The 20,622-nt window shown below is 38.7% G+C and carries 23 protein-coding genes and 2 pseudogenes; 14 read left to right on the top strand and 11 right to left on the bottom strand.

Annotated features, from left to right (window positions below):
• The 8 genes and pseudogenes from AC0N32_RS16125 to AC0N32_RS16090 form a co-directional block, all read left to right on the top strand.
• A partial coding sequence (locus tag AC0N32_RS16125) for an RHS repeat-associated core domain-containing protein (protein WP_476394863.1) occupies positions 1-867 on the top strand: 867 nt, incomplete at its 5' end.
• A gap of 3 nt (positions 868-870) precedes the next feature.
• Positions 871-1,401, top strand: coding sequence for a hypothetical protein (locus AC0N32_RS16120; protein ID WP_476394862.1), 531 nt, complete (start codon positions 871-873; stop codon positions 1,399-1,401).
• A 231-nt stretch (positions 1,402-1,632) separates the two neighbouring features.
• Complete coding sequence (locus tag AC0N32_RS16115) at positions 1,633-2,166, top strand: hypothetical protein (RefSeq protein ID WP_476394861.1); 534 nt, start codon at positions 1,633-1,635, stop codon at positions 2,164-2,166.
• 75 nt (positions 2,167-2,241) lie between these two features.
• Positions 2,242-2,559 (top strand): annotated as a pseudogene (locus AC0N32_RS16110) (RHS repeat-associated core domain-containing protein); the annotation flags it as partial.
• Between the two features lie 144 nt (positions 2,560-2,703).
• On the top strand, positions 2,704-3,258 hold the full coding sequence (locus AC0N32_RS16105) for a hypothetical protein (RefSeq protein WP_476394860.1): 555 nt from the start codon (positions 2,704-2,706) through the stop codon (positions 3,256-3,258).
• Complete coding sequence (locus tag AC0N32_RS16100) at positions 3,240-3,884, top strand: hypothetical protein (RefSeq protein ID WP_476394859.1); 645 nt, start codon at positions 3,240-3,242, stop codon at positions 3,882-3,884. Before AC0N32_RS16105 ends, AC0N32_RS16100 begins: the two co-directional genes overlap by 19 nt.
• Positions 3,885-4,103: 219 nt before the next feature.
• Positions 4,104-4,991, top strand: coding sequence for an RHS repeat domain-containing protein (locus AC0N32_RS16095; RefSeq protein WP_476394858.1), 888 nt, complete (start codon positions 4,104-4,106; stop codon positions 4,989-4,991).
• Positions 4,992-4,993: 2 nt separating this feature from the next.
• Entirely contained in the window at positions 4,994-5,470 is a 477-nt protein-coding gene (locus AC0N32_RS16090; protein ID WP_476394857.1) for a hypothetical protein, read from the top strand.
• Positions 5,471-5,482: 12 nt separating this feature from the next.
• Here the strand turns inward: AC0N32_RS16090 and AC0N32_RS16085 are convergent, their stop codons facing one another.
• A complete protein-coding gene (locus AC0N32_RS16085) occupies positions 5,483-5,797 on the bottom strand; it encodes a helix-turn-helix domain-containing protein (RefSeq protein ID WP_476394856.1) in 315 nt (104 codons plus the stop codon).
• Between the two features lie 30 nt (positions 5,798-5,827).
• On the opposite strand from AC0N32_RS16085, the gene AC0N32_RS16080 reads away from it, so the two are divergent.
• Together AC0N32_RS16080 and AC0N32_RS16075 are read left to right on the top strand one after the other, a co-directional pair.
• Positions 5,828-5,992 carry a transposase gene (locus tag AC0N32_RS16080; protein WP_476394855.1) on the top strand — a complete coding sequence of 55 codons (165 nt, stop codon included), beginning with the start codon at positions 5,828-5,830 and terminating at the stop codon, positions 5,990-5,992.
• A 185-nt stretch (positions 5,993-6,177) separates the two neighbouring features.
• Positions 6,178-6,249, top strand: a pseudogene (locus AC0N32_RS16075) (IS3 family transposase); the annotation flags it as partial.
• Between the two features lie 72 nt (positions 6,250-6,321).
• On the opposite strand, the gene coaE reads toward AC0N32_RS16075, so the two are convergent.
• From coaE to ruvB, 3 genes are read right to left on the bottom strand one after another with little or no spacing between them, the layout of a single operon-like run.
• Positions 6,322-6,957, bottom strand: a complete 636-nt coding sequence (coaE, locus tag AC0N32_RS16070; RefSeq protein ID WP_476394854.1) for a dephospho-CoA kinase — start codon at positions 6,955-6,957, stop codon at positions 6,322-6,324.
• Positions 6,958-6,965: 8 nt separating this feature from the next.
• The gene (locus AC0N32_RS16065) at positions 6,966-7,832 is read right to left on the bottom strand and encodes an MBL fold metallo-hydrolase (protein WP_476394853.1); all 867 of its coding nucleotides are present in this window, start codon (positions 7,830-7,832) and stop codon (positions 6,966-6,968) included.
• 47 nt (positions 7,833-7,879) lie between these two features.
• Entirely contained in the window at positions 7,880-8,902 is a 1,023-nt protein-coding gene (gene ruvB, locus AC0N32_RS16060; RefSeq protein ID WP_476394852.1) for a Holliday junction branch migration DNA helicase RuvB, read from the bottom strand.
• A gap of 204 nt (positions 8,903-9,106) precedes the next feature.
• Here ruvB and hutI point away from each other — a divergent pair, with 204 nt between their 5' ends.
• From hutI to AC0N32_RS16045, 3 genes are all read left to right on the top strand, one after another.
• Complete coding sequence (gene hutI, locus AC0N32_RS16055) at positions 9,107-10,330, top strand: imidazolonepropionase (protein WP_476394851.1); 1,224 nt, start codon at positions 9,107-9,109, stop codon at positions 10,328-10,330.
• 232 nt (positions 10,331-10,562) lie between these two features.
• Complete coding sequence (gene hutG, locus AC0N32_RS16050) at positions 10,563-11,486, top strand: formimidoylglutamase (protein ID WP_476394850.1); 924 nt, start codon at positions 10,563-10,565, stop codon at positions 11,484-11,486.
• A gap of 123 nt (positions 11,487-11,609) precedes the next feature.
• Positions 11,610-12,902, top strand: a complete 1,293-nt coding sequence (locus AC0N32_RS16045) for an NAD-dependent succinate-semialdehyde dehydrogenase (RefSeq protein WP_476394849.1) — start codon at positions 11,610-11,612, stop codon at positions 12,900-12,902.
• Positions 12,903-12,977: 75 nt separating this feature from the next.
• On the opposite strand, the gene pyk is transcribed toward AC0N32_RS16045, so the two are convergent.
• Genes pyk through AC0N32_RS16020 form a run of 5 tightly spaced genes read right to left on the bottom strand, consistent with a single transcriptional unit; the run spans position 12,978 to position 17,155 of the window.
• Positions 12,978-14,423: a pyruvate kinase gene (gene pyk / locus AC0N32_RS16040; protein ID WP_476394848.1), complete on the bottom strand. Its 1,446-nt coding sequence runs from the start codon at positions 14,421-14,423 to the stop codon at positions 12,978-12,980.
• Complete coding sequence (locus AC0N32_RS16035; protein ID WP_476394847.1) at positions 14,416-14,889, bottom strand: IPExxxVDY family protein; 474 nt, start codon at positions 14,887-14,889, stop codon at positions 14,416-14,418. Before AC0N32_RS16035 ends, pyk begins: the two co-directional genes overlap by 8 nt.
• Positions 14,867-15,628, bottom strand: coding sequence for a ribonuclease III (gene rnc / locus AC0N32_RS16030; RefSeq protein ID WP_476394846.1), 762 nt, complete (start codon positions 15,626-15,628; stop codon positions 14,867-14,869). The genes AC0N32_RS16035 and rnc overlap by 23 nt, the downstream gene beginning before the upstream one ends.
• A 9-nt stretch (positions 15,629-15,637) precedes the next feature.
• A complete protein-coding gene (gene fabF, locus AC0N32_RS16025) occupies positions 15,638-16,882 on the bottom strand; it encodes a beta-ketoacyl-ACP synthase II (RefSeq protein WP_476394845.1) in 1,245 nt (414 codons plus the stop codon).
• Positions 16,883-16,915: 33 nt separating this feature from the next.
• A complete protein-coding gene (locus tag AC0N32_RS16020) occupies positions 16,916-17,155 on the bottom strand; it encodes an acyl carrier protein (RefSeq protein ID WP_002976354.1) in 240 nt (79 codons plus the stop codon).
• 300 nt (positions 17,156-17,455) lie between these two features.
• Between AC0N32_RS16020 and AC0N32_RS16015 the strand changes: the two genes are divergently transcribed.
• The gene (locus AC0N32_RS16015; protein WP_476394844.1) at positions 17,456-17,935 is read left to right on the top strand and encodes a thermonuclease family protein; all 480 of its coding nucleotides are present in this window, start codon (positions 17,456-17,458) and stop codon (positions 17,933-17,935) included.
• Between the two features lie 130 nt (positions 17,936-18,065).
• Here AC0N32_RS16015 and AC0N32_RS16010 read toward each other — a convergent pair whose 3' ends face one another.
• Both AC0N32_RS16010 and AC0N32_RS16005 read right to left on the bottom strand, forming a co-directional pair.
• Positions 18,066-18,476 (bottom strand): hypothetical protein, encoded by a 411-nt coding sequence (locus tag AC0N32_RS16010; RefSeq protein WP_476394843.1) that lies wholly within the window; start codon positions 18,474-18,476, stop codon positions 18,066-18,068.
• 175 nt (positions 18,477-18,651) lie between these two features.
• The gene (locus tag AC0N32_RS16005) at positions 18,652-20,277 is read right to left on the bottom strand and encodes a hypothetical protein (protein WP_476394842.1); all 1,626 of its coding nucleotides are present in this window, start codon (positions 20,275-20,277) and stop codon (positions 18,652-18,654) included.
• Positions 20,278-20,622 lie beyond the last annotated feature (345 nt).

Below are 20,622 nucleotides of genomic sequence, written 5' to 3'. Positions count from 1 at the left end.
TACAAGTACAATGGGAAAGAACTCCAAGAGACGGGAATGTATGACTACGGAGCGAGGATGTATATGCCGGATATTGGGAGATGGGGCGTGGTGGATCAGTTGGCGGAAACTTCACGTCGTTGGTCTACATATACTTATGCATATAATAATCCAATTCGATTTATTGATCCTGATGGAATGCAGGCAGAAGATAAGATTAAGATTTTTAATAATGGTAAAATAGAGCGAACAAAAGATAATAATACTTATGACACGGTTACCAATGAAGATGAATCTAAGTCTATAAAAATTGCGCGTACTAATGTAACAGAAAATAATCCAACTGGAGATTCGCAAATAAGGGATGCTAAAACCGTTCCATATAATACTGGAGGGCATGAAGGGGTTGCAGGAGGTACTGAATTTACTTATATGCAAATTCAAGATTATGACGTTGCAACACAAGTTTTCGAATTTGCAGCAGATAATACTGTAGTTGAATTTGGACAAGATACATTTAGTTTTTCTGATGGTTTTTCTACAAATATAGTTGGCACTAATCATTCCATCAATGAAAGTGCTAGTGCCTCCGACGTCCTCGAAAATAATAATTTAGGAGGCACTGGTTATCATATCACGAAAGATGCAGTTCGGCAGGAAAGAGTACATTCTCATCCACCGGGGTCTGAGTGGGGTCCCTCAGGTTTTGATGTTTCCCGAAACAATAAAACAGGTGAGTTAACACTTCAAAGAACATTCTTAAATCCTGTTGGAGATAGAAAGGCTCACAGTCCTAGTGTAGGAAATACGTATCAATATACGCCGAGAGTAGGGTATTTTAAGTACAATAAAGATACAGCAAAATATACTGGAAAAACAAAAAATTAAATCATGAGTAAATATTTTTCACTAGTTTTTATAATTATTTTAGGAGTTAGTTGCAAAAATCATCTTTATTCCCAACAGAGTAAGGATGTTTATCAACAGGTTGTTAGTGCATTTATCGAAAACGAGAATTCGCAGGTAAATATTGACCCTAAGCAAAATATATTAATATTGGCAGCTAGCACTAATGAAAATGACATGAATTCATATAATATTGTAATATCTTTTGTAAACCCAAAATTATTGACAGGATTCAATTATAGTAAGGTTTATAAAATAGATGGATATAGATTAATTATAGATGAATCAAAAGATGTAAGAAATAAATCAGAGCTATTAAAAAAATCTTTTAAAGAAGCAAAATATGAAGATTTAAACCAAGCAATAAAACCAATTGAATATGATTCAAAATATTGGCTTATTACATTTAATTCTAAGAATGAAATCACTCATATTTCTCCTTTTCAACAATCAAAAGAGATCCAAAAATTACTTTTAAAAAAAAATATGAAATTTAGTGCTGATTTTGAAGATTAAAAAATATTGATTTTAAAAAGCTCCGATCGAACGACAATTAATCTGTCACTAAGTCTTATACCTCCCGCAATGGTGAGGGGTATAAATTTTAAAGGTCGTTCAAAAAATAATAATGCAATATCTAAGTATGTTTACAACGTGGCTTAAAAATAATGGAGCGAATGAAGGATATGTAAAATATGATTACAACCAAGCTGTATATACAGGAAAGAAAAATAAATAACTTATTCTATGAAAAAAGTATTTTTAATTACTCTTATTTTATTTTTTGCATGTAGTAAAAGTGCTATTAAGAAGCAAGATTTACATAATATTATCAAAGGATATATAGAATATATTTCTAAAAAAAGAAAAGTTGATAATAAAAAAGAAATATTGGCAGTAACCTTTCATTACCAAACAAAAGAAAAAAGTGAATATTCAATTGATATTGCTTTTTTTAAACCTGAATATATGGAAGATATTCAGTACAAGAATGTTTATATATTTGAAGGGTATAAACTCATATTGCCTGATAATGAATGTAAAAGTATAGAGAAAATGTTTAAAAAAGTTGCATATGAAAATTTCAATCAAAAGAAAACAATCGTCAATTACGATTTTGAAAATTGGCATGTTGTTTTAAACAAAAAAAATGAAATAACTTTTTTATCACCGATTCCAATTTCAGGATGTATGAAATCAATTTTAATGATTAAAAAATTAAAATTTTCGGATTCATACGAAGATATTACATTCTCTAATCCTTCGCCAGATTGTTTATAATTTATTCATTAAACTAATCTTATAAAAAGAACCCAGCGCAATTGCGCTGGGTTAATAGATTAAAAAAACCGATATGTGCATTTAAGTTATTTCAGCAATGGCAGCAGCGTAGAAGTTCTTGAAGAAAACAACTATTATCCTTTTGGATTAAAGCATGAAGGATATAATGATTTGACAGGAAATCCTTCGTATCAGTATAAATACAACGGTAAGGAATTACAAACTGAATCTGGAATGTATGATTACGGAGCAAGGTTTTATATGGCGGATATTGGACGATGGGGTGTTGTGGATCCGCTGGCGGAACAGTATAGAAGATGGTCACCTTACAATTATGCTGTTAATAACCCTATAATGTTTATTGATCCTGATGGACGTGGTACGGAGAGTACTCATACAGATAAATTTGGAAATGTTGTTGCAGTTTATAATGATGGTGATTTAGGTGTTTATCGTCATAATGGTAATGCTAAGTAGACCCAAAAAGAACTCAATCAAAATTATTCTATAAAAAATACTTCGGGTGGTGGTGAGAGAATGGGAAGAACACTTGTGTGGAATTCATTTACTAAGTTTGATGGAAATGGTGGACCAGTAGGTAAAATAAATTTTGGATCTTTCCAAGCTAGAGACTGGCTTAATAATTTTGGTAATGAAATGTCTGAAAAAGTGGAAACAAAAGGGAATTTCTTCTCCAGGATGGATTATGCTTGGAATGGAGGTGGAAATGATAAATATGATTATAAGACAAAAAATGGTGGCGGGTTATATGCTGGTTCACAAATAGCAGAAGGGGTTTATGTTTCAGCTAGAGATGTAGGGAATTTTGCCGCAGGTAGAGCAGCAGCAATAACAGGACAAGATAAAATGGATTTCATGCTGAATGCAGGAGGATTTAATCTATCGGGGAATAGTAAAATAAGGCTTATATTTAACAATTCACACTGGAAAAGTGAAGCCCAAAAAGAGGGTTTTCCTGCGTATGGAGAGGATTTTAACTCCAATCTATTTCAGCGTTTAGGTTATGAAAATGTGACGACTGCTGAAGGAATAATCAAAAAAAGCAAAATAATATGGGGAGATCGAAAATAAAAAACATCTGTCTGTTTTTACCATTATTGCTATCTATTATAGCATGTGAACATCCTGATTTCGATAAATTTGAAGGCATTGGATTTTCTTATCAAATAAATGCAGGCAAAACAGATATAGTTCGTGCTAGATATACCACTGATGAAGGAGCTCCTTCAATTCAACTTTTTGATACAAAAGGAAGACTTAAAGAAGAGGCTATCATTGACCCAAGCTGGCCATTCCGAATGACCGCAATAAAAAATGATACTATACAAATGACTTATATTGTTGGGGAACGTGATCTTAATATTTTTTTACGTTGGTTCACAAAAGAGAAAGGCAAATACCATCCTCCTCATATAGGCAATTATTCGATCTACTATAACCATGAAATACAAAATGCTTTTTTTATGGATCAAGATCCAGTACAAGTGGATTCATTGTATATTGATAAGAACACACAAACGATGTCTTTATTTTTAAAAAAGAAATTAATTGTTAAAAAACCAATGTATTTATTTACAGTTGATTCTTCTGCAATATCATTTTATGACCCATCAAGTAAGTCATCTACACCTTATACATTTGCAGCTAATAAGAATATTGCAGAGGAGTATCTTAAAAAAGTTCTTGCTTTGTATTAACTTTTAATATTCATCTTGTTGGGCACCACTCATGCCGGTAGATAAACAACCCACCGCTTTGTGGTGGGTTAATAAATTTTTGAAATAGTAAATATATCTACATATACAGATCATTTAGTAAATATACACTTAAGCTACTTTAAAAATGGCAGCAGCATAGAAGTTCTTGAAGAAAACAATTATTATCCGTTTGGATTAAAGCATGAAGGATATAATAATTTGACAGGAAATCCTTCGTATCAGTATAAGTACAACGGAAAGGAGCTACAGACAGAGACAGGAATGTATGATTATGGAGCAAGGTTTTATATGCCGGATATTGGAAGATGGGGAGTCGTGGATCCGTTGGCAGAGAAAGGAAGAAGATTTTCACTATATAATTACGCTTTTGATAATCCCATTCGTTTTATTGATCCAGATGGAATGTGGCCTTGGCCAGTTTGGGTGAGAAGTTTTATTTCTGCACCAAGAGCTGGAAATGATCCTTTAGGAAAAAATTTCAGAGGTGATAATAGAGGTCCTTCTACTGCTGATGTTGGGCGTAATCTCAGTTCCAGCTCTAGAACCAAATTTAATTTTACCTATGATGGGGATACCAGAGAATATAGTGGTTTTAATATTGGGGCAGATCCAACAATTAAATATAATAGTGAAGGAGGAATTGCAAAACAAAAAACTCCAACACCATCATATGAGATTCTTAATTATGATAAAAATGATAAGTCTGGACAGTTGGAATTCTCTTATGAAGGCAAAGATCCTTTGACACCAAAAATTGGAACGCCTGCACTTGATGTTTGGGCTTCTTTCGATATGAAAGAAACGGGAGACAACCTTTCTATTAATGCAACATTTATGAGAGATAATTTTCCTTCCACAGAAGCTTTTGTTCAAGATCAGTCTGGGAACAGACTGCTTTTGGGAGCGAGTAAAGAGAAAGGGAATATATTAACATTGTATGGTGGAGCAGATACTAATATTTTCCAAGTCAATATGAACGTAAAGTTTGATAAAAAGGGAAATTTTGTTGGAGTAAGACAAGGAGATAAGCTTATTCCCATTAGTAATTGGAATAAACAAATTCAGGATAATTTTAAAGAGCAATAATAATGAAGAAAATATTAATAATTGTAGTTTTATTGCTCTTAAGCTCTTGTATTTCTACAAAATTTAATAAACAGGTTTTAATTATTCCAAAATCTTACAGAGGAGAAATTTGGATTTTCTATGACCAGGCTTATAATAGAGGGCAGTTTGAGAAAAAGCAAAGAACAATAACTTTTTATGTTCCAAAAGATGGAATTATTTTCAGTAAATACAAGCCTGGAGATGTTATAGATCAGGAACAGTATACCGATGACAATAAAAAAATTTTTATAACAGAATACTTGGATAAAGAGAATGAAATTTATCTTGATGGAGGCAGTGGAGGAAATTTAGAATTGCCTAATCATAAAAAATTACACTATTCTAGATTTTTTGTAGGAGATGAAAAATATTTAGATAGTATATTTAAAAAATCAAGTGATTATGATTACATCGTTAAAAAATACGAAGAAAGTTTAAATAACAAAGCCACTCAATGAGTGGCTTTGTTTTTACATAATTGATTGCAATTTAGTTTGTTTTAGAAAAGCATCAAGGAGAGCGAAGACGTGTTGTCTGTCGTTCTCTTTTAGTTTTTGGATGTCGAGAATTTTGGACACGATGTTTTTTTCCAAGAGAAAATCTGTAGAACCAACGAGATAATCCAGAGAAATCTCTAAAACTTCCGCCAGTTTTGTCGCCATCTCAATAGATGGTTTTACTTCTTCACGTTCATATCTTCCGATGACAGCACCGTGAACACCTACAAGTTTGCCCACTTCGTCCTGCGACATCTTTTTTGTAATCTTCCCAAAAAATCTGAGCATTTAAAAATATAGTTTTTAAATTGGGAGACAATGACAAACAGTAAATTTTCAGAAGTTCAGATCATCAAGATTTTATCTGAGCAGCATCAAGCCAAAACAGTGAATGAGATCTGTCGGGAACACGGCATCTGCCAGCCAGCCTTTGACAAATGGAAGCGTAAAATATGGTGGTTCGGATGTTTAGCAACTCACTAAAATGAAGGAACTTTCACAGTACAAAAAAATCGTGGCTGAACTTACGTTGGGAAATGTGGTGATGTGATCGCAAAAAAGCTTTAACACTTTCCGAGAAGCGGGAATTGGTTGTTTATTGCGGATCACAGCACGGAATAAGCACACGGAATGCATGTAAACTTTTATCATAAAGAGTTTAAAAAGAAATAAAAGAATACATTAATTATCATAACCACGACAGGATAAGATCTAATCTAAAAGGAAAGAGTCCGGTACTGTACCGAACTCTTTCATATAACATTAACTTGTCTAAAATTTTGGTTGCATCCTACAACGGACGGATTATCAATTTATTCGATATCGAAAATCACCTTTTCGGTGTGTTCTTTCAGATCTTCCAGATTGGTGTTGTTATAAATGATGCAGTCGGCGAGTTTTATCTTGTCTTTTTCAGGCATCTGCTTTTCCATAATGGTCTGAACTTCCCGGTAGGTTTTGCCGTCCCTGTCCATCACCCTTTTCATGCGGATATTGTCTTCGGCAGTCACCAGTACGGATTTGTAACATTCCCTGTTTAATTTAAGCTCAAACAGCAAAGCGGTTTCTTTAAAAACAAGATATTTGGTCTGCTTTTTTACCCAGGCATTGAAGTCAATGCGTACGGCGGGATGGATGATATGGTTTAACTGCTCAAGCAGATCTTTATTGTTAAACACTTTATCGGCAACAAATTTCCTGTTGTACAGGCCGTTTTCATCATAAGCTTCTTCGCCTAAAAGTGCCCGGATTTTTGTCTTCAGCTCTTCATTGTCATTGACGATATCTTTTGCCCTCTCATCGGAATAATAGACCGGAAATCCAAATTCTTCGATAAACTGTGCGACGGTGGTCTTCCCGGAGCCGATGCCTCCCGTAAGGCCTATAATTTTTGGGGACGACAACGGTTCCGGCTCAGCCTGTTGCGCTTCTGAATGTAGTTCTTCCATACTTAAAATTAATATCCGAAAACATCATTAAAACTAAAAGTCTCATCCAGTCGTACGCCTTTTTCCGTCATTTTAAGGCTGGCAAGTTCATGGTGAGCATCGTGCTCGAAAAACAGCAGGTATTCATTATCCACACACTGTTTCAGGAATTTTCCTTTCTCTTCCATGGTAAGAAGAGGCCTGGTATCGTATCCCATAACATACACCGGATTGATATGCCCGGCTGTCGGAATAAGATCTGCAGCAAACACAATGGTCTTTTCCTGGTATTGGATCACGGGAAGCATCTGCTTTTCCGTATGGCCATCTACAAAGATGACGTCCATTTTAAGATCCGGGGCAAAGCCGTAGTTTCCGGTGGTTGGAAGCGGTAAAAAATGAAGCTGGCCGCTTTCCTGGATCGGGAGAATGTTTTCTTTTAAAAAGCTTGCTTTTTCCCTTGCGTTGGGTTCGGTGGCCCATTGCCAGTGGTTTTCATTCGTCCAGAACTGTGCATTTTTAAAGGCCGGTCGGTATCCGGTTCGGTCATCATTCCATTCGATAGCACCACCACAGTGGTCAAAGTGAAGATGGGTAAGAAAAACGTCCGTGATATCTTCTCTTACGAAACCGTATTTTTTTAAATTCTTATCTAAAGTATCGTCTCCCCACAGCGAGTAGTGTCCAAAGAACTTTTCGTCCTGCTTGTTTCCCAGTCCGCAGTCGATCAGGATCAGTTTTTTTCCGTCTTCTACAAGCAGGGATCTTGTTCCCAGCTCAATCAGGTTTTTTTCGTCTGCAGGATTGGTTTTTTCCCACAGACTCTTTGGGACGACTCCGAACATGGCACCGCCATCCAGTTTAAATTTTCCGCACTGTATTGGATATAGTTTCATATTATATTAAGATTTATAATGTTTTTAAATAGTTTATTAAAATCATCTCAGAAAAGCTCTCCGGGATTTTTCGGAGTTGAAATATTTAAGTGCCGGTATGCCTTATCTGTTACTTCACGGCCCCTCGGCGTTCTGATGATAAAGCCTTCCTGAATGAGGAAAGGCTCATAAACCTCTTCCAGGGTTTCCGGATTTTCACCGATAGAGGTGGCCAATGCTGAAATTCCCACAGGTTTCCCTTTAAAATTCTCAATCATCACCCGCATGATTTTATTATCCATCTCGTCCAGCCCGAATTCATCTACATTTAAGGAATTCAGAGCATATTTGGTAATGTTGATTTCAATTTCGCCGTTTCCCTTTATCTCTGCAAAATCGCGGACTCTTCTCAGGAGGGCATTCGCAATCCTTGGGGTTCCACGGCTCCGACGGGCAATTTCAATGGCAGCATCTTCATAGATCTTTACTCCCAGAACCCTTGAGCTCCTTTGAATGATCATCGATAAAAGCTCGATCGTATAATATTCCAGCCTGCTCTGAATTCCGAATCTTGCCAGCATCGGTTTGGTAAGCATCCCGCTACGGGTAGTGGCCCCCACCAGAGTGAATGGATTCAGGCCGATCTGTACACTCCTTGCATTGGGACCGGTCTCAAGCATGATGTCGATTTTGTAATCTTCCATTGCAGAGTACAGATATTCTTCCACCACAGGAGAAAGACGGTGGATTTCATCAATAAAAAGCACGTCGTTTTCTTCAAGGTTGGTCAATAATCCCGCAAGACTTCCGGGCTTGTCTAAAACAGGTCCCGAAGTAATTTTGCAGTTTACACCAAGCTCATTGGCAATAATATTGGCAAGCGTGGTTTTTCCCAAACCGGGAGGGCCATGTAAGAGAACGTGATCAAGCGCACCCCCGCGTTTCTTGGCGGCAGTTACGAAAACCTCGAGATTTTCCAGGGTTTTTCTTTGCCCTGCGAAATCCCTGAAGCTCTGGGGACGGATCTGTTCTTCCTGTGCAAGCTCTTCACGGGAATAATTGTCTTTATCTGGATGTAAAAAGTCAGGCATTAATTCAGTTTCATTTACCGTAAAGATAAGCAAATTGGGGTTAAGATTAAAGAGAGATGTTGAGATTTAAGGTTAAGGTTGATTGCAAGGGCAAGTTGTAAGTTTGGGAAGCATATGATTTATAAGATTGATTTATTTTAAGTATTTTTGGAAGAGAAAATTTAATCCAAATCTTAACCTCAACCTCAGTCTTAACTTCAATACATGAAATTAATCGGCCCTTTCAAACAAGTCATAACACTTGCCAACCTTCCTTTAAGAGGAAAACTTTCAGATGAACAGCTGGAAATCATTCCTGACGGCGGAATTTTAGTAAATAACAGAAAAATACATCAGATTGGAAATTTTGAGGCATTACAATCGGATTATCAGGATATTGAAATTGATGTCATCCAGGGAGAACAGGTTGCTCTTCCGGCTTTTACCGATTCCCATACGCACATCTGTTTCGGGGGGAACCGGGCAAATGATTTTGCCATGCGCAATGCCGGAAAGACCTATCTTGAAATCGCCGAAAGCGGAGGAGGGATCTGGAGTTCGGTTCAACACACGAGAAATGCTTCTGAAGATGAATTATTAAGTACTTTATTACAGAGAATTGAATTTTTAGTATCTCTGGGAATTACCACCATTGAGGTAAAAAGCGGTTATGGGCTAGATGTTGAGAACGAACTGAAAATGCTCAGAACCATAAAAAAAGCACAGCAGCAGACAAAAGCGACTCTGGTTCCGACCTGCCTTTCCGCACACCTGAAGCCGAGAGATTTTGAAGGAAGCAACGAAGATTACCTACAATATATTTTAACCGAAATCTTACCCACAGTAAAAGAAGAAGATCTGGCAAAGCGCGTTGATATTTTTATCGAAAAATCAGCATTCCAGCCTGAAGAAAGCAGAGTGTTTTTGCTTGAAACTAAAAAACTAGGTTTTGATATAACCGTCCATGCAGATCAATTTACACCCGGAAGTTCCAGTATTGCCGTGGAGGTCGGGGCAAAATCAGCAGACCACCTGGAAGCAACCGTAGACGAGGATATTGAATTTTTGGCACAATCGGAAACCGTGGCCACCGCATTACCAGGAGCAAGTTTAGGTTTAGGAGAAAAATTTACTCCGGCCAGGAAATTACTTGATGCAGGAGCCATATTGGCCATCGCCAGTGACTGGAATCCCGGATCTGCACCCATGGGGAATTTGATTACCCAGGCTTCCATTTTAGCCACTTTTGAAAAGCTGACAACCGCGGAGGTTTTAGCAGGAATCACTTTTCGTTCTGCCCATGCATTGGGACTTGAAGACAGAGGAAAACTGGAAAAAGGATTAAAAGCAGACTTTGTGACTTATAAAACCGATAACTTTCAGAATATTCTGTACAACCAGGGAAGCCTGAAGGCTGAAGATGTATATATTGATGGACAGAAAAATTAAATAGTTTATTGCACAATAAAAACTATATTTAATGCTTTCAGCACAATCTTTGCGTCTTCTACTCTGCGTAAATTTGTCATGCTGAAAAGTATTCAGTTACAAAGATTATAAAGGTGGTAAAAACCTGATTAATAATGGCAAACCGATTGAAATTTCTTAATCATTTTTTTAATAAATGAATTAAGATTTTCCAGCCGGGTAAATTCAAACCACAAAATTAAATGTATTAATGATGAACAATACCATTTGGCAGGGAAGATTAGACGGAGAAGAACTGCTTTTCCACAGGATATTTCAGAGAGTACGAGAAGAAAATAATTATGACCTTATTTCAACTAAGGATTTCGTTTTACATGGATTCGCTGTGGATGAAGGCGTAAGGCGAAATAAGGGCAGGCAGGGCACGAAAGATGCTCCGGATGTAATCAGAAGGAATATGGTTAATTTTCCGGTTATTCGTCCTGATTTTACACTCCTCGATTTCGGAAATGTAACCTGTCAAGGAAACAATCTGGAAGAGGCACAAAATACGCTCGCTAAGAATGTTTCTAAAGTTTTCCTGAAGAACGGAAGATCGGTAGTGCTTGGCGGAGGACATGAGGTCACGTACGCGCATTACCTGGGAATGAAAACTGCTTTTCCCGAACAGAAGATAGGAATTATTAATATCGATGCCCATTTTGACAACCGACAGCCGGAGAGTGGAGTAGGAGCAAGTTCAGGGACAGGATTCTGGCAGATTGCCCAGGATGGTCCCATCCATTCGTTGCATATAGGGGTTCAGAGAAACTCCAATACGCTGAAGTTGTTTGATACCGCCCATCAGTACGGAATGAAATACATTTTGGCAGATGAAATTTTTTTTGAAAATCTTCCTTCGATTTACCAAAGGATTAATGATCTGGCAGAAACTGTAGATTACCTGTATCTTACCGTATGCATGGATGTTTTCAATGCCTCCATCGCTCCGGGCGTTTCTGCGTCTTCCTATAACGGTATTTTTGCCGATGCTGCCTTTATGCATCTTTACAGGCATATTTTAAAGAGTGAAAAACTGCTGGCACTCGACGTGGCAGAGGTAAATCCTGCGTATGATATTCAGGACAGGACGGCGAGACTTGCCGCTACACTTGTTAATGAGTGGTTTATGGGATAGCTCATCGCTACGATAGAGAAAATCATTATTTTATATCATTTGAAGGAACACATTTTGATTCTTTCACCACGCTTTTTAAGCAAAGAATAAATTCAGTTTTGAATTTAAAACAGAAACTACATTATGGAACAATTAATTGAAAATAAACTTATCAAAGCAGATAAGGCATTTTCAGAATGGAAGAAGACTCCGTTCGATCAAAGGCAAAAACTCCTTGCCAAAGCAGCTGAAATTTTAAAATCACGCTCTGAAGAATTCGGAGCCATCATTACTTCAGAAATGAACAAACCTATCTCCCAAGCTATTGCTGAGGTTGAGAAATGTGCGTTAATGATGAATTATTATGCCGATGCAGAAAATATTTTACAGCCTGAAAAAATAGAATCCGAATATTCTTATTCTGAAATTCATTTCGTTCCAAAAGGGGTAATTTTAGGGGTAATGCCCTGGAACTTTCCCTTCTGGCAAGTGTTAAGATTTGCGACTCCTGCCATCCTGGCGGGTAATACTGTTGTCCTCAAACATGCCTCCATCTGCTTCGGCAGCGGTAATGCCATAGAAAAAGTGCTTCTGGAAGCTGGCTTTCCCGAAGGTATTTTTCAGAATCTTGAAATCGGACATAAAGATGTAAAGGAAGTCCTCGAGCACAAAGCTGTTTCAGGTGTAAGCCTTACCGGAAGTGAAAAAGCCGGTGCCGAAGTGGCTTCTATTGCCGGACAGAATATCAAAAAATCGCTATTGGAATTGGGCGGAAGCGACGCCTTCATTGTTCTGGACGATGCAGATCTCGATGAAGCTGCCAAAGTAGGAGCACTCGCAAGACTGCAGAATTGCGGACAAACCTGTGTAGCTGCTAAAAGATTTATCATTGATAAAAAAATAGAGGATGTTTTCCTTCCGAAATTTATCGAAGAGTATAGCAAATTCGTTCCCGGGGATCCGATGGATAAAGAAACTAAAATTGCCGGGATGGCAAGGCCTGACCTGGCGGATGACCTGGAAAAACAATTTCAGAAAGCCTTGGAAAACGGAGCTGAAATCATTCTTCCTTTAGAGAGGATCTCAGAAAACGAATTCAAACCCGGACTCATCAGGGTAAAAAAAGGAAACCCGATATTACAGGAGGAACTTTTCGGCCCCTTGGGAATGGTTATGGTCGCAGAAAGTGATCAGGAAGCATTGGAAATGGCCAATGACATTCCTTTCGGTTTATCCAATTCGGTATGGACCAGGGATAGAAACCGTCAGCTGTTTTTTATTGAAAACTTAGAATCCGGAACGGTCAACATCAATAGGATGACGAGTTCCGATCCCCGTTTCCCGTTTGGCGGAACGAAGACCTCAGGATACGGAACAGAACTTTCATTATTAGCCTTAAGAGAGTTCGTTACGGCAAAAACGGTCGTTGGAAATTAATTTTTATCATATCCAATAAAAACTCCCGATGATTCGGGAGTTTTGCTTTATAATAATCGTTTAGTTTAAGTCGAATTAAACCGTCGTCAGTCTTAGCGTATTTGTTTTACCCCCTTCGTAAGATGGAGTAGCATTGATATTGATGACGAAATCTCCAGCCTCAATATATCCGTAATTGTGAGTGAGCATATTCACCTGGATAATCGTTTCATCAGTAGATTTCTTCATGTCATAATAATAAGCATGAACACCCCAAAGAAGATTCAGCATAGTGATAACTCTTTTGTTTCCGCTGTACACGATGATATGAGAATTCGGTCGGTGCGCAGAAAGCTGGAACGCAGTATATCCTGAGCTTGTTAAGGTAACGATGGCAGACACATTGGTTGTTTTGGCAATTCTTACTGCCGCAAGACAAACTCTGTTAGTAATAAATCTTTCGTCGATGCAATTGAAATCTTTTTCGATCGGTTCGTTTTTATGCTGATAGAAATGGGTCGTTTCGATATTCTTAACGATTTTGGCCATGTTTTCGACTACCTGAACAGGATATCTTCCTACAGAAGTTTCTCCGGAAAGCATTACTGCATCAGCTCCATCCAGTACGGAGTTGGCAACGTCATTTACTTCCGCTCTTGTCGGTGTCAGGCTATTGATCATCGTTTCCATCATCTGTGTAGCAATGATTACCGGCTTGGAATAGAATCTTGCCTTTTCCACCAGTGTCTTCTGGATGGCAGGAACTTCTTCCATCGGAACCTCAACACCTAAATCTCCACGGGCAACCATTAATCCGTCGCATTCCAATAAGATTTCATCAATATTTTTAACCCCTTCCGGTTTTTCAATTTTCGCGATAATCGGTGTTTTGAATTTTCCGTTCGGATGTTTTGAAATTAATTCTTTAAGATCAATAATGTCCTGCGCATGACGTACAAATGAAAGGGCGATCCAGTCTACATCCTGGTCCAGCATGAAGTTGGCATCCTGAATATCCTTTTCCGTCAATGCGGGAAGAGAAACATTTGTATTCGGAAGATTCACTCCTTTTTTAGAGCTTAGCGGGCCTCCCTGAATGGTTTTGGCCTTTACCGTATCGATCAGGTTGGTTTCCATTACCTCAAGCACCAGTTTACCGTCGTCGATAAGGATTCTTTCTCCAACTTTTACATCCTGCGGGAATTGCTGGTAGGTCATATAAACTTTGGTAGAGTCACCTTCGATTTTTTCATTGGTGAAGGTAAGGATGTCTCCCGGATTAAGGTATGATCCTTCCTTTACAACTCCAACTCTTAATTTAGGACCCTGTAAATCCCCTAAGATGCCAACAGAGAAGCCATATTCTTTGTTGAGCTCTCTGATGATCTCGATATTTGAACGAACCAAGTCGTAATCTGCGTGTGAGAAATTTATTCTAAAAACATCAACACCTGCTCTCATTAACCCTAACATTACTTCTTTCGACGATGACGCCGGCCCAAGTGTTGCGATAATTTTTGTTTTCTTTAAATACTTATTCATAATACTGGATAATTTGATAAAGTTCTTCTTCAGAACCTAATGTATAATCTTGAATAGGAAACACAAGATTTTCAGGGAGCAAAATTACGGAAAAATCAGGAAACTGTTCCGAACTATGCAAAATATATTGTACTTCTACCTGATTATTTAATAAAAATTTAATATTCTCTTCTCCTGAGAAAAGCTCAGTTTGTATTTTTTTTTGCTTACTTTCCGAAGACCGGTTGGAAATGAAAGTAAAACAGGTTTTGGTAAATTTGTGGTAGGCCTCAAACCGGGGAAAGTAGTAATCATAATACGAACCGTGATAGATGAGATCGTCGATCCTTTTAAAATTAAGATCGTTTCTCTGATTTACCTTGTAGAAAAACTCATGATCGGGTACATTCTTGGCTAATCTTACCAATCCTATGGCAATATCCTCAAATTCTGTATCTTCAAGATCATATAGCTTTTGAATGTCCAAGTATGTTTTCTTTTTTATTTAAAATATAAAATGCTCTCTGTGCTGCTTTTTCTTCTGCCTTCTTTTTGGAGGTTTCCGTAGCATTGGCAATTTTTTCATCGCCGAGCCAGACATGACACCGGAAGACAATCGACCGGTTTACCTGGATTTCCTCACAGGTTTCGTATTTTATATTTAATTTTTTCTTTTGACTCCATTCGAGCAGAAGGCCTTTGTAGCTTACGATTTTATTCTCAAGCTTATTCATTTCGGTCGGCGTCAGAAGTCTGTTTAAAATGATTTTTCTGCAGATCTCATAATGAAAATCCAGATAAACGGCACCGATTAAAGCTTCGAATAAATTTCCGGAGATATTTTCACCCAATGCTACAGAAGTCTGTTTTTGCAAAAGGTCCGTCAGCTTGAGATCTTCTCCCAGTTTATTCAGGTTTTTCCTATTCACAATCTTGGATTTCATTTGTGTCAGGTATCCTTCATTGGCCTGAGGATAGGTTTGAAACAAATGACACGAAATAATTGTGCCCAAAACAGAATCTCCTAAAAATTCGAGCCTTTCATAATTGCTGTCTTTATTTTTAGAAGAGTTTTTCAGCGAAAAAGCTTCACGGTATAGCGCAACATTTTGCACCTCAGTACCAAGAATTTTATTGAGCTCAGTACTGAGAAAGTAGTCTCTCTCCGTTAATTTTCTTTTTCTTTGTTTGAGAAGGAATTTAGAAAAGTATTTCTGTAACTCCATTCAGTAGATTTAGATTTTCGTAAATAGAACGCAAGCGTTGTGGCCACCAAACCCAAAAGTATTACTCATGGCTACTTTTACATCTTTCTTCGCAGCTTCATTGAATGTGAAATTCAGTCGGCTGTCGATATTTTCATCGTCAGTAAAATGGTTGATGGTAGGAGGAACAATACCATGAATAATCGTTCCCAACGCAGCAATAGCTTCAATAACACCGGCAGCACCCAAAAGATGGCCCGTCATTGATTTTGTAGAATTAATCTGAATGTCGAAAGCGTGCTCTCCCAATAACTTTGAAATGGCATTGGATTCTGCAATGTCTCCTAATGGAGTAGACGTACCATGCATGTTGATATGATCTACTTCATCAGCAGTAAGCCCTGCATCTTCCAGGCAGTTTTTCATGACCAGGTAAGCTCCTAAGCCTTCAGGATGCGGTGCGGTCATGTGATGAGCATCTGCGCTCAGACCTCCGCCTTTTAATTCTGCGTAAATTGTTGCACCACGTTTTACGGCGTGCTCGTATTCTTCAAGGATGATACATCCTGCTCCTTCACCCAGTACAAAACCGTCTCTGTCTTTGTCAAAAGGTCTTGAAGCTGTTTTGGGATCGTCGTTTCTTGTAGAAAGTGCCATCATAGCATTGAATCCACCGACGCCACTTGCCGTAACGGCTGCTTCAGAACCACCACAAACAATGACGTCTGCTTTTCCAAGCTGGATCAGCATTTTGGCATCAATCAGAGCATTTGCTGAGGATGCACAGGCAGAAACTGTTGTGTAATTAGGTCCATGAAAACCATACTCTATGGAAATGTGTCCCGGTGTGATATCAGCGATCATTTTAGGGATAAAGAAAGGGTTGAATCTCGGAATTTCCGTATTGGCCCAACCTAAAACTTCAGTTTCGAAAGTCTCCAGACCTCCGATTCCGGAGCCCCATATTACCCCGACTCTGTTTTTGTCTACGCTGTCTTCAATGATTCTTGAGTGTTCTACTGCTTCTCTGGCAGCGACCAGTCCAAGCTGGGTATTTCTATCCATCTTTTTTGCTTCTTTCTTATCGAAATGCTGCAACGGATCGAAATTTTTTACTTCGCAGGCAAACTTTGTTTTAAAGTTTGTGGCATCAAAAAGAGTAATCGGAGCGGCACCGCTCTCACCTTTTACAAGATTTTCCCAGTATTCTTTTGCATTATTTCCAATCGGTGTTATTGCTCCAAAACCGGTTACAACTACTCTTTTTAATTCCATAAACTTTGTTTAATTTCTTTTTGTTGAAGAATATTATTTATTTACTACTTCTTCGATATAAGCGATAGCGTGACCTACAGTAGTAATTTTTTCAGCCTGATCATCAGGGATTTGAATGTTGAATTCTTTTTCAAATTCCATAATTAGTTCAACTGTATCCAATGAATCAGCTCCCAAATCGTTAGTGAAGCTAGCTTCAGGAGTTACTTCTGTTTCTTCAACGTCAAGCTTATCAGCGATGATAGCTTTTACTCTTGATGCAATGTCTGACATAGTAAATTTTTTTTTAATTGTTAGATGGTGCAAATATATAAAATTCTTTACGATAAAACATTTTTTTAGTCTTTTTTGTGGTCTGTGGGTATGTATTTTATTGAGGTGCGGCTTAGTATTTTAGTTTTCAGGGGTTTATATTTTATTGTTTTGCAATGTTATTAATGATTGTTTTAGGTAAAATTTTTAAGAGGGGCTTTTCAGGAATTGTATAGAAGATCTCATCCTTTTATAATTTCCGGATCGTACATTATTATTAGTTTTGCATGATGTTATTCTTTACTAGTTTATCCTTTAAATATGATGAAAAAAATTATTGGCGGTCTATTCCTTTTGATTAGCCTATCTGTATGGGCACAAACGATGGGTAAGGTGATCAAAATAAAGGACGGAGATACGGTTGTGGTTTTGCTGGCTGATAAAACTCAGCAAACGATCAGGCTTGCAGAGGTGGATTGCCCGGAAAACGGACAGGCTTTTGGGAATAATGCCAAAAAGTTTACCTCTGACCAGGTTTTCGGGAAAAATATCGTTTTTTATCAGGTGGGAAAAGACCGTTACGGAAGAAGTATTGCCGGAATCTTTTATGATGGAAATAAATATTTATCGAGAGAAATTGTGAAAGCAGGTTTCGGCTGGTGGTATTTCAAGGCATCCAAAAACACGGAACTTCAAAAACTTCAGGATGAAGCCAAACAAAACAGGCTGGGTTTGTGGAGCGATAAGAATGCAATCTCACCCTGGGATTTCAGGAAAAATAAGAGAAGTAAAGTGAAATGAAATACACCCCAGCTCAAATGAATTGGAGTGTGTTAATGTGTACGAAAGCAGTTATACTTTCGAAAGTTCATAAAACTATTCCGGCAATATTACAATAACACAGTTTGGAATAGATGTTTAAATTTCCAGCTTATGATCTGCACATAGCATCCCAGGTAGTCCAGAAATGTGCATTGATGGCTCCCGGTGCCGGACTGATGCTGTCGGCAACGATTCCTACCATGGATGCGCAGTTGGAGTTGCATCCGATTTGGTTTCTGCTTCCTTCCTGGGCCGGGATCTCTCTCCATGTTCCTGTAGAACCGCTTAACAGTTCCACTTTGATATCAAAAATTCCTGAAAGACCCGGTGTCTGAAGCTGTTTGGTAGGATTGTCGCTGGAGATCGTATCCTGCCAGTTTCCTTGTGAAAAAGTTACTTTCCATTGTCCGATCATTTTAGCTGTGTCATTTTGTGGGGAAAGGTATACCCAGAACTGAGCGCCTCCTCCTAATTTTAATTCTCCTGTTGAATTTGCATTGTAGCTTGTGTTTGCTTCCATGATGTTGTTTTTTAGTTTGTTTTGTATGTCAAAGTAACGCAGAAAAGAGCATCCGGAATAGCGTGGAAATGACCAATTGTAAGATTAGGTGTTTGTACGGTAAGGTTTTGGCAGTCAGTGAAAAAGGTGGTATAACCTGATTTAATTTAAATAAATTTTAAGGAATGTTAATTGATTAATCAGATATAACAAAAGCCTGACTCCACCAAGTTTCTTTACTTTCAAACCTCCTTTCCAGTAATTTCGTACCCCTTTTTATCAGTTCATCCAATATATTGCAAGGCTCTTTATGCAGACAAATCATATTTTCATCCGGATTTCCGGTCTGGTTTAAGAAAGAGAAGAAATCGAATGGCAGCTTCAAAATCATCGGATGTAAGACTTTCATTTCGGGTTCTGCAAAGGTGCAGAGTTTCGACAGGATGCGGAGGTCCGTCTTTTTGTCGGGGCGGTAATGGAGCCGGTTGTAAATGATCTGGAGGAAAGCTTTGTGGACAATGCGTTTTACGATCAGCCGGAGTCCTTCTGCTGCAGAAGGCTGCTTTTGGGAGCGCAGGGTTTTGTACTTTCCGTACAGCGCGTTAAACTGCTGAAAGGAAACTTCTTCATCGGTACAGAGACCCGGTTCCCAGGTATGCCAATGGATCACCGTAGGGAAACCAGAAGTATAAACGGCATTTTTCGGTTGCATAACCTTCCGGAAAAAAGGCTGCGATTCCCAAAGGTGTTCCTGGATCCATCGGGCGGAATGGGCGATCGGAACAATTGAATACTTTCCGGCGGTCTTCCGGGAAACGGTTTGCTTCATCACGTCAAGATCGCGCCTGCTAAGCTTGTTGCCGATCAGGAGCAGATACAGTTCGTTGGTGGTCCGGCCTTCAGAAACAAATTCTTCGCGGTGGAACAGGAAAATTTCTTCAATCTGGAAACGGCGGGTCAGGATGCTGATCACGGATTGATGCGGAGAGATGGCTGTGTTTTCAATCGGGATTTTTGGTAAGTTGGCAGGATGTTTCATAGTTGCTTTGATATCGCGGAAAGTTTTTCTGACTAAGTTGTGCAGTTCCTTTTCGGAAATCGCGATGGCTTCCCTGAATTCGGACCTGAGGTGGGAATATTCTTTCTCGGTCTCTGCTTTCCCGGCACTGAGGAGGGCTTCGGTAATAAAATAAGTGTTTCCGGTTTTCTTCAGCAGGAAGCTTCTGATTTCCGGGAAAAAGGGCTCCAGCCTTAGCAGCCGCTGATCCAAAGTATCCTGATGGAAATCCCGGCCCAGGCAGAGAAATTCCAGGTGGAATAAATGATGTGCGAAAAGGCTGGTATAAAGATGATAAGCCGTAATCAAAGAACCGATACTTTCCGCTTTCCGGATTTCTTTGCCGAGCAGACGGCAGGTAAAACCATACTTCTGCCGAATCAGCCGGAATTTTTTCAGCGATCGTGAAATATTTTCGACAGGAAGTTCATGTCTGTCGGAAGTGAAAACCAGTGTTGAAGCGTTGCAGTGCCGTTGAAGAAACAGGCTTCCTCGCTTCAGGTGCTTTTTCAGGTCGGTTTCGGCCAGTAGAATAATGTGGGTGCCATACCGGAAGAAGACTTTCCTGATCTGTTTGTCCGAAAGGAGCCCGTCCGGCATTCGGGAGCAGCCGAGGTGGATGATGAGAACCTGTTTTCCGGAAGTCTGCGAGTGGCTTATAAATACGTGCCGGACAGGTGCTTTTTCCGCAAGGGAATTCAGCAGGTGGTTGAGTTTGCGGTGGTGCGGAAGCGTCGCGGAAAGGGTGATCTTTTCTTTCATCATTTGTTTTTTATGCAAGTTGACGCTAAAAACCAACGTAGCCAACCAAAAAATGATGTACCGAACCAAAACTTGATGTAAAATAAATAAATCCGGCGATTTACCTTTTAATGAACAATAAAAGAACAGGTTTGATGAACCGCATTTTATACAGCATTCCCTTTAACGGCTAACCGGCTGTCACGTAATCCTAAAGATCCGGTTTAAATTTTCACTCAGAAATTTTTCCGTCATTCCTCCCCATATTAACTCTCTGAATCAAAATAAACTTTTTTATTCTTAACCTTACCACCGCGAGCCTTCTGTTTGAGAAAGTGAATTTCATCAAATAAAATTCTTTCAGCTAAA

This window comes from Chryseobacterium endophyticum, from assembly GCF_056333165.1.
This window is presented reverse-complemented; position numbering and strand designations above follow the sequence as displayed.

Excerpts from the sequence above, each read along its gene's own strand:
- AC0N32_RS16045 (WP_476394849.1), top strand. The coding sequence starts at position 11,610 with ATGGAACAATTAATTGAAAATAAACTTATCAAAGCAGATAAGGCATTT.
- AC0N32_RS16005 (WP_476394842.1), bottom strand. The coding sequence starts at position 20,277 with ATGATGAAAGAAAAGATCACCCTTTCCGCGACGCTTCCGCACCACCGC.
- AC0N32_RS16020 (WP_002976354.1), bottom strand. The coding sequence starts at position 17,155 with ATGTCAGACATTGCATCAAGAGTAAAAGCTATCATCGCTGATAAGCTT.
- AC0N32_RS16090 (WP_476394857.1), top strand. The coding sequence starts at position 4,994 with ATGAAGAAAATATTAATAATTGTAGTTTTATTGCTCTTAAGCTCTTGT.
- AC0N32_RS16065 (WP_476394853.1), bottom strand. The coding sequence starts at position 7,832 with ATGAAACTATATCCAATACAGTGCGGAAAATTTAAACTGGATGGCGGT.
- hutI (WP_476394851.1), top strand. The coding sequence starts at position 9,107 with ATGAAATTAATCGGCCCTTTCAAACAAGTCATAACACTTGCCAACCTT.
- hutG (WP_476394850.1), top strand. The coding sequence starts at position 10,563 with ATGAACAATACCATTTGGCAGGGAAGATTAGACGGAGAAGAACTGCTT.
- AC0N32_RS16015 (WP_476394844.1), top strand. The coding sequence starts at position 17,456 with ATGATGAAAAAAATTATTGGCGGTCTATTCCTTTTGATTAGCCTATCT.
- rnc (WP_476394846.1), bottom strand. The coding sequence starts at position 15,628 with ATGGAGTTACAGAAATACTTTTCTAAATTCCTTCTCAAACAAAGAAAA.
- AC0N32_RS16120 (WP_476394862.1), top strand. The coding sequence starts at position 871 with ATGAGTAAATATTTTTCACTAGTTTTTATAATTATTTTAGGAGTTAGT.
- AC0N32_RS16115 (WP_476394861.1), top strand. The coding sequence starts at position 1,633 with ATGAAAAAAGTATTTTTAATTACTCTTATTTTATTTTTTGCATGTAGT.
- AC0N32_RS16105 (WP_476394860.1), top strand. The coding sequence starts at position 2,704 with ATGGGAAGAACACTTGTGTGGAATTCATTTACTAAGTTTGATGGAAAT.
- AC0N32_RS16085 (WP_476394856.1), bottom strand. The coding sequence starts at position 5,797 with ATGCTCAGATTTTTTGGGAAGATTACAAAAAAGATGTCGCAGGACGAA.
- AC0N32_RS16080 (WP_476394855.1), top strand. The coding sequence starts at position 5,828 with ATGACAAACAGTAAATTTTCAGAAGTTCAGATCATCAAGATTTTATCT.
- fabF (WP_476394845.1), bottom strand. The coding sequence starts at position 16,882 with ATGGAATTAAAAAGAGTAGTTGTAACCGGTTTTGGAGCAATAACACCG.
- AC0N32_RS16100 (WP_476394859.1), top strand. The coding sequence starts at position 3,240 with ATGGGGAGATCGAAAATAAAAAACATCTGTCTGTTTTTACCATTATTG.
- pyk (WP_476394848.1), bottom strand. The coding sequence starts at position 14,423 with ATGAATAAGTATTTAAAGAAAACAAAAATTATCGCAACACTTGGGCCG.
- coaE (WP_476394854.1), bottom strand. The coding sequence starts at position 6,957 with ATGGAAGAACTACATTCAGAAGCGCAACAGGCTGAGCCGGAACCGTTG.
- ruvB (WP_476394852.1), bottom strand. The coding sequence starts at position 8,902 with ATGCCTGACTTTTTACATCCAGATAAAGACAATTATTCCCGTGAAGAG.
- AC0N32_RS16010 (WP_476394843.1), bottom strand. The coding sequence starts at position 18,476 with ATGGAAGCAAACACAAGCTACAATGCAAATTCAACAGGAGAATTAAAA.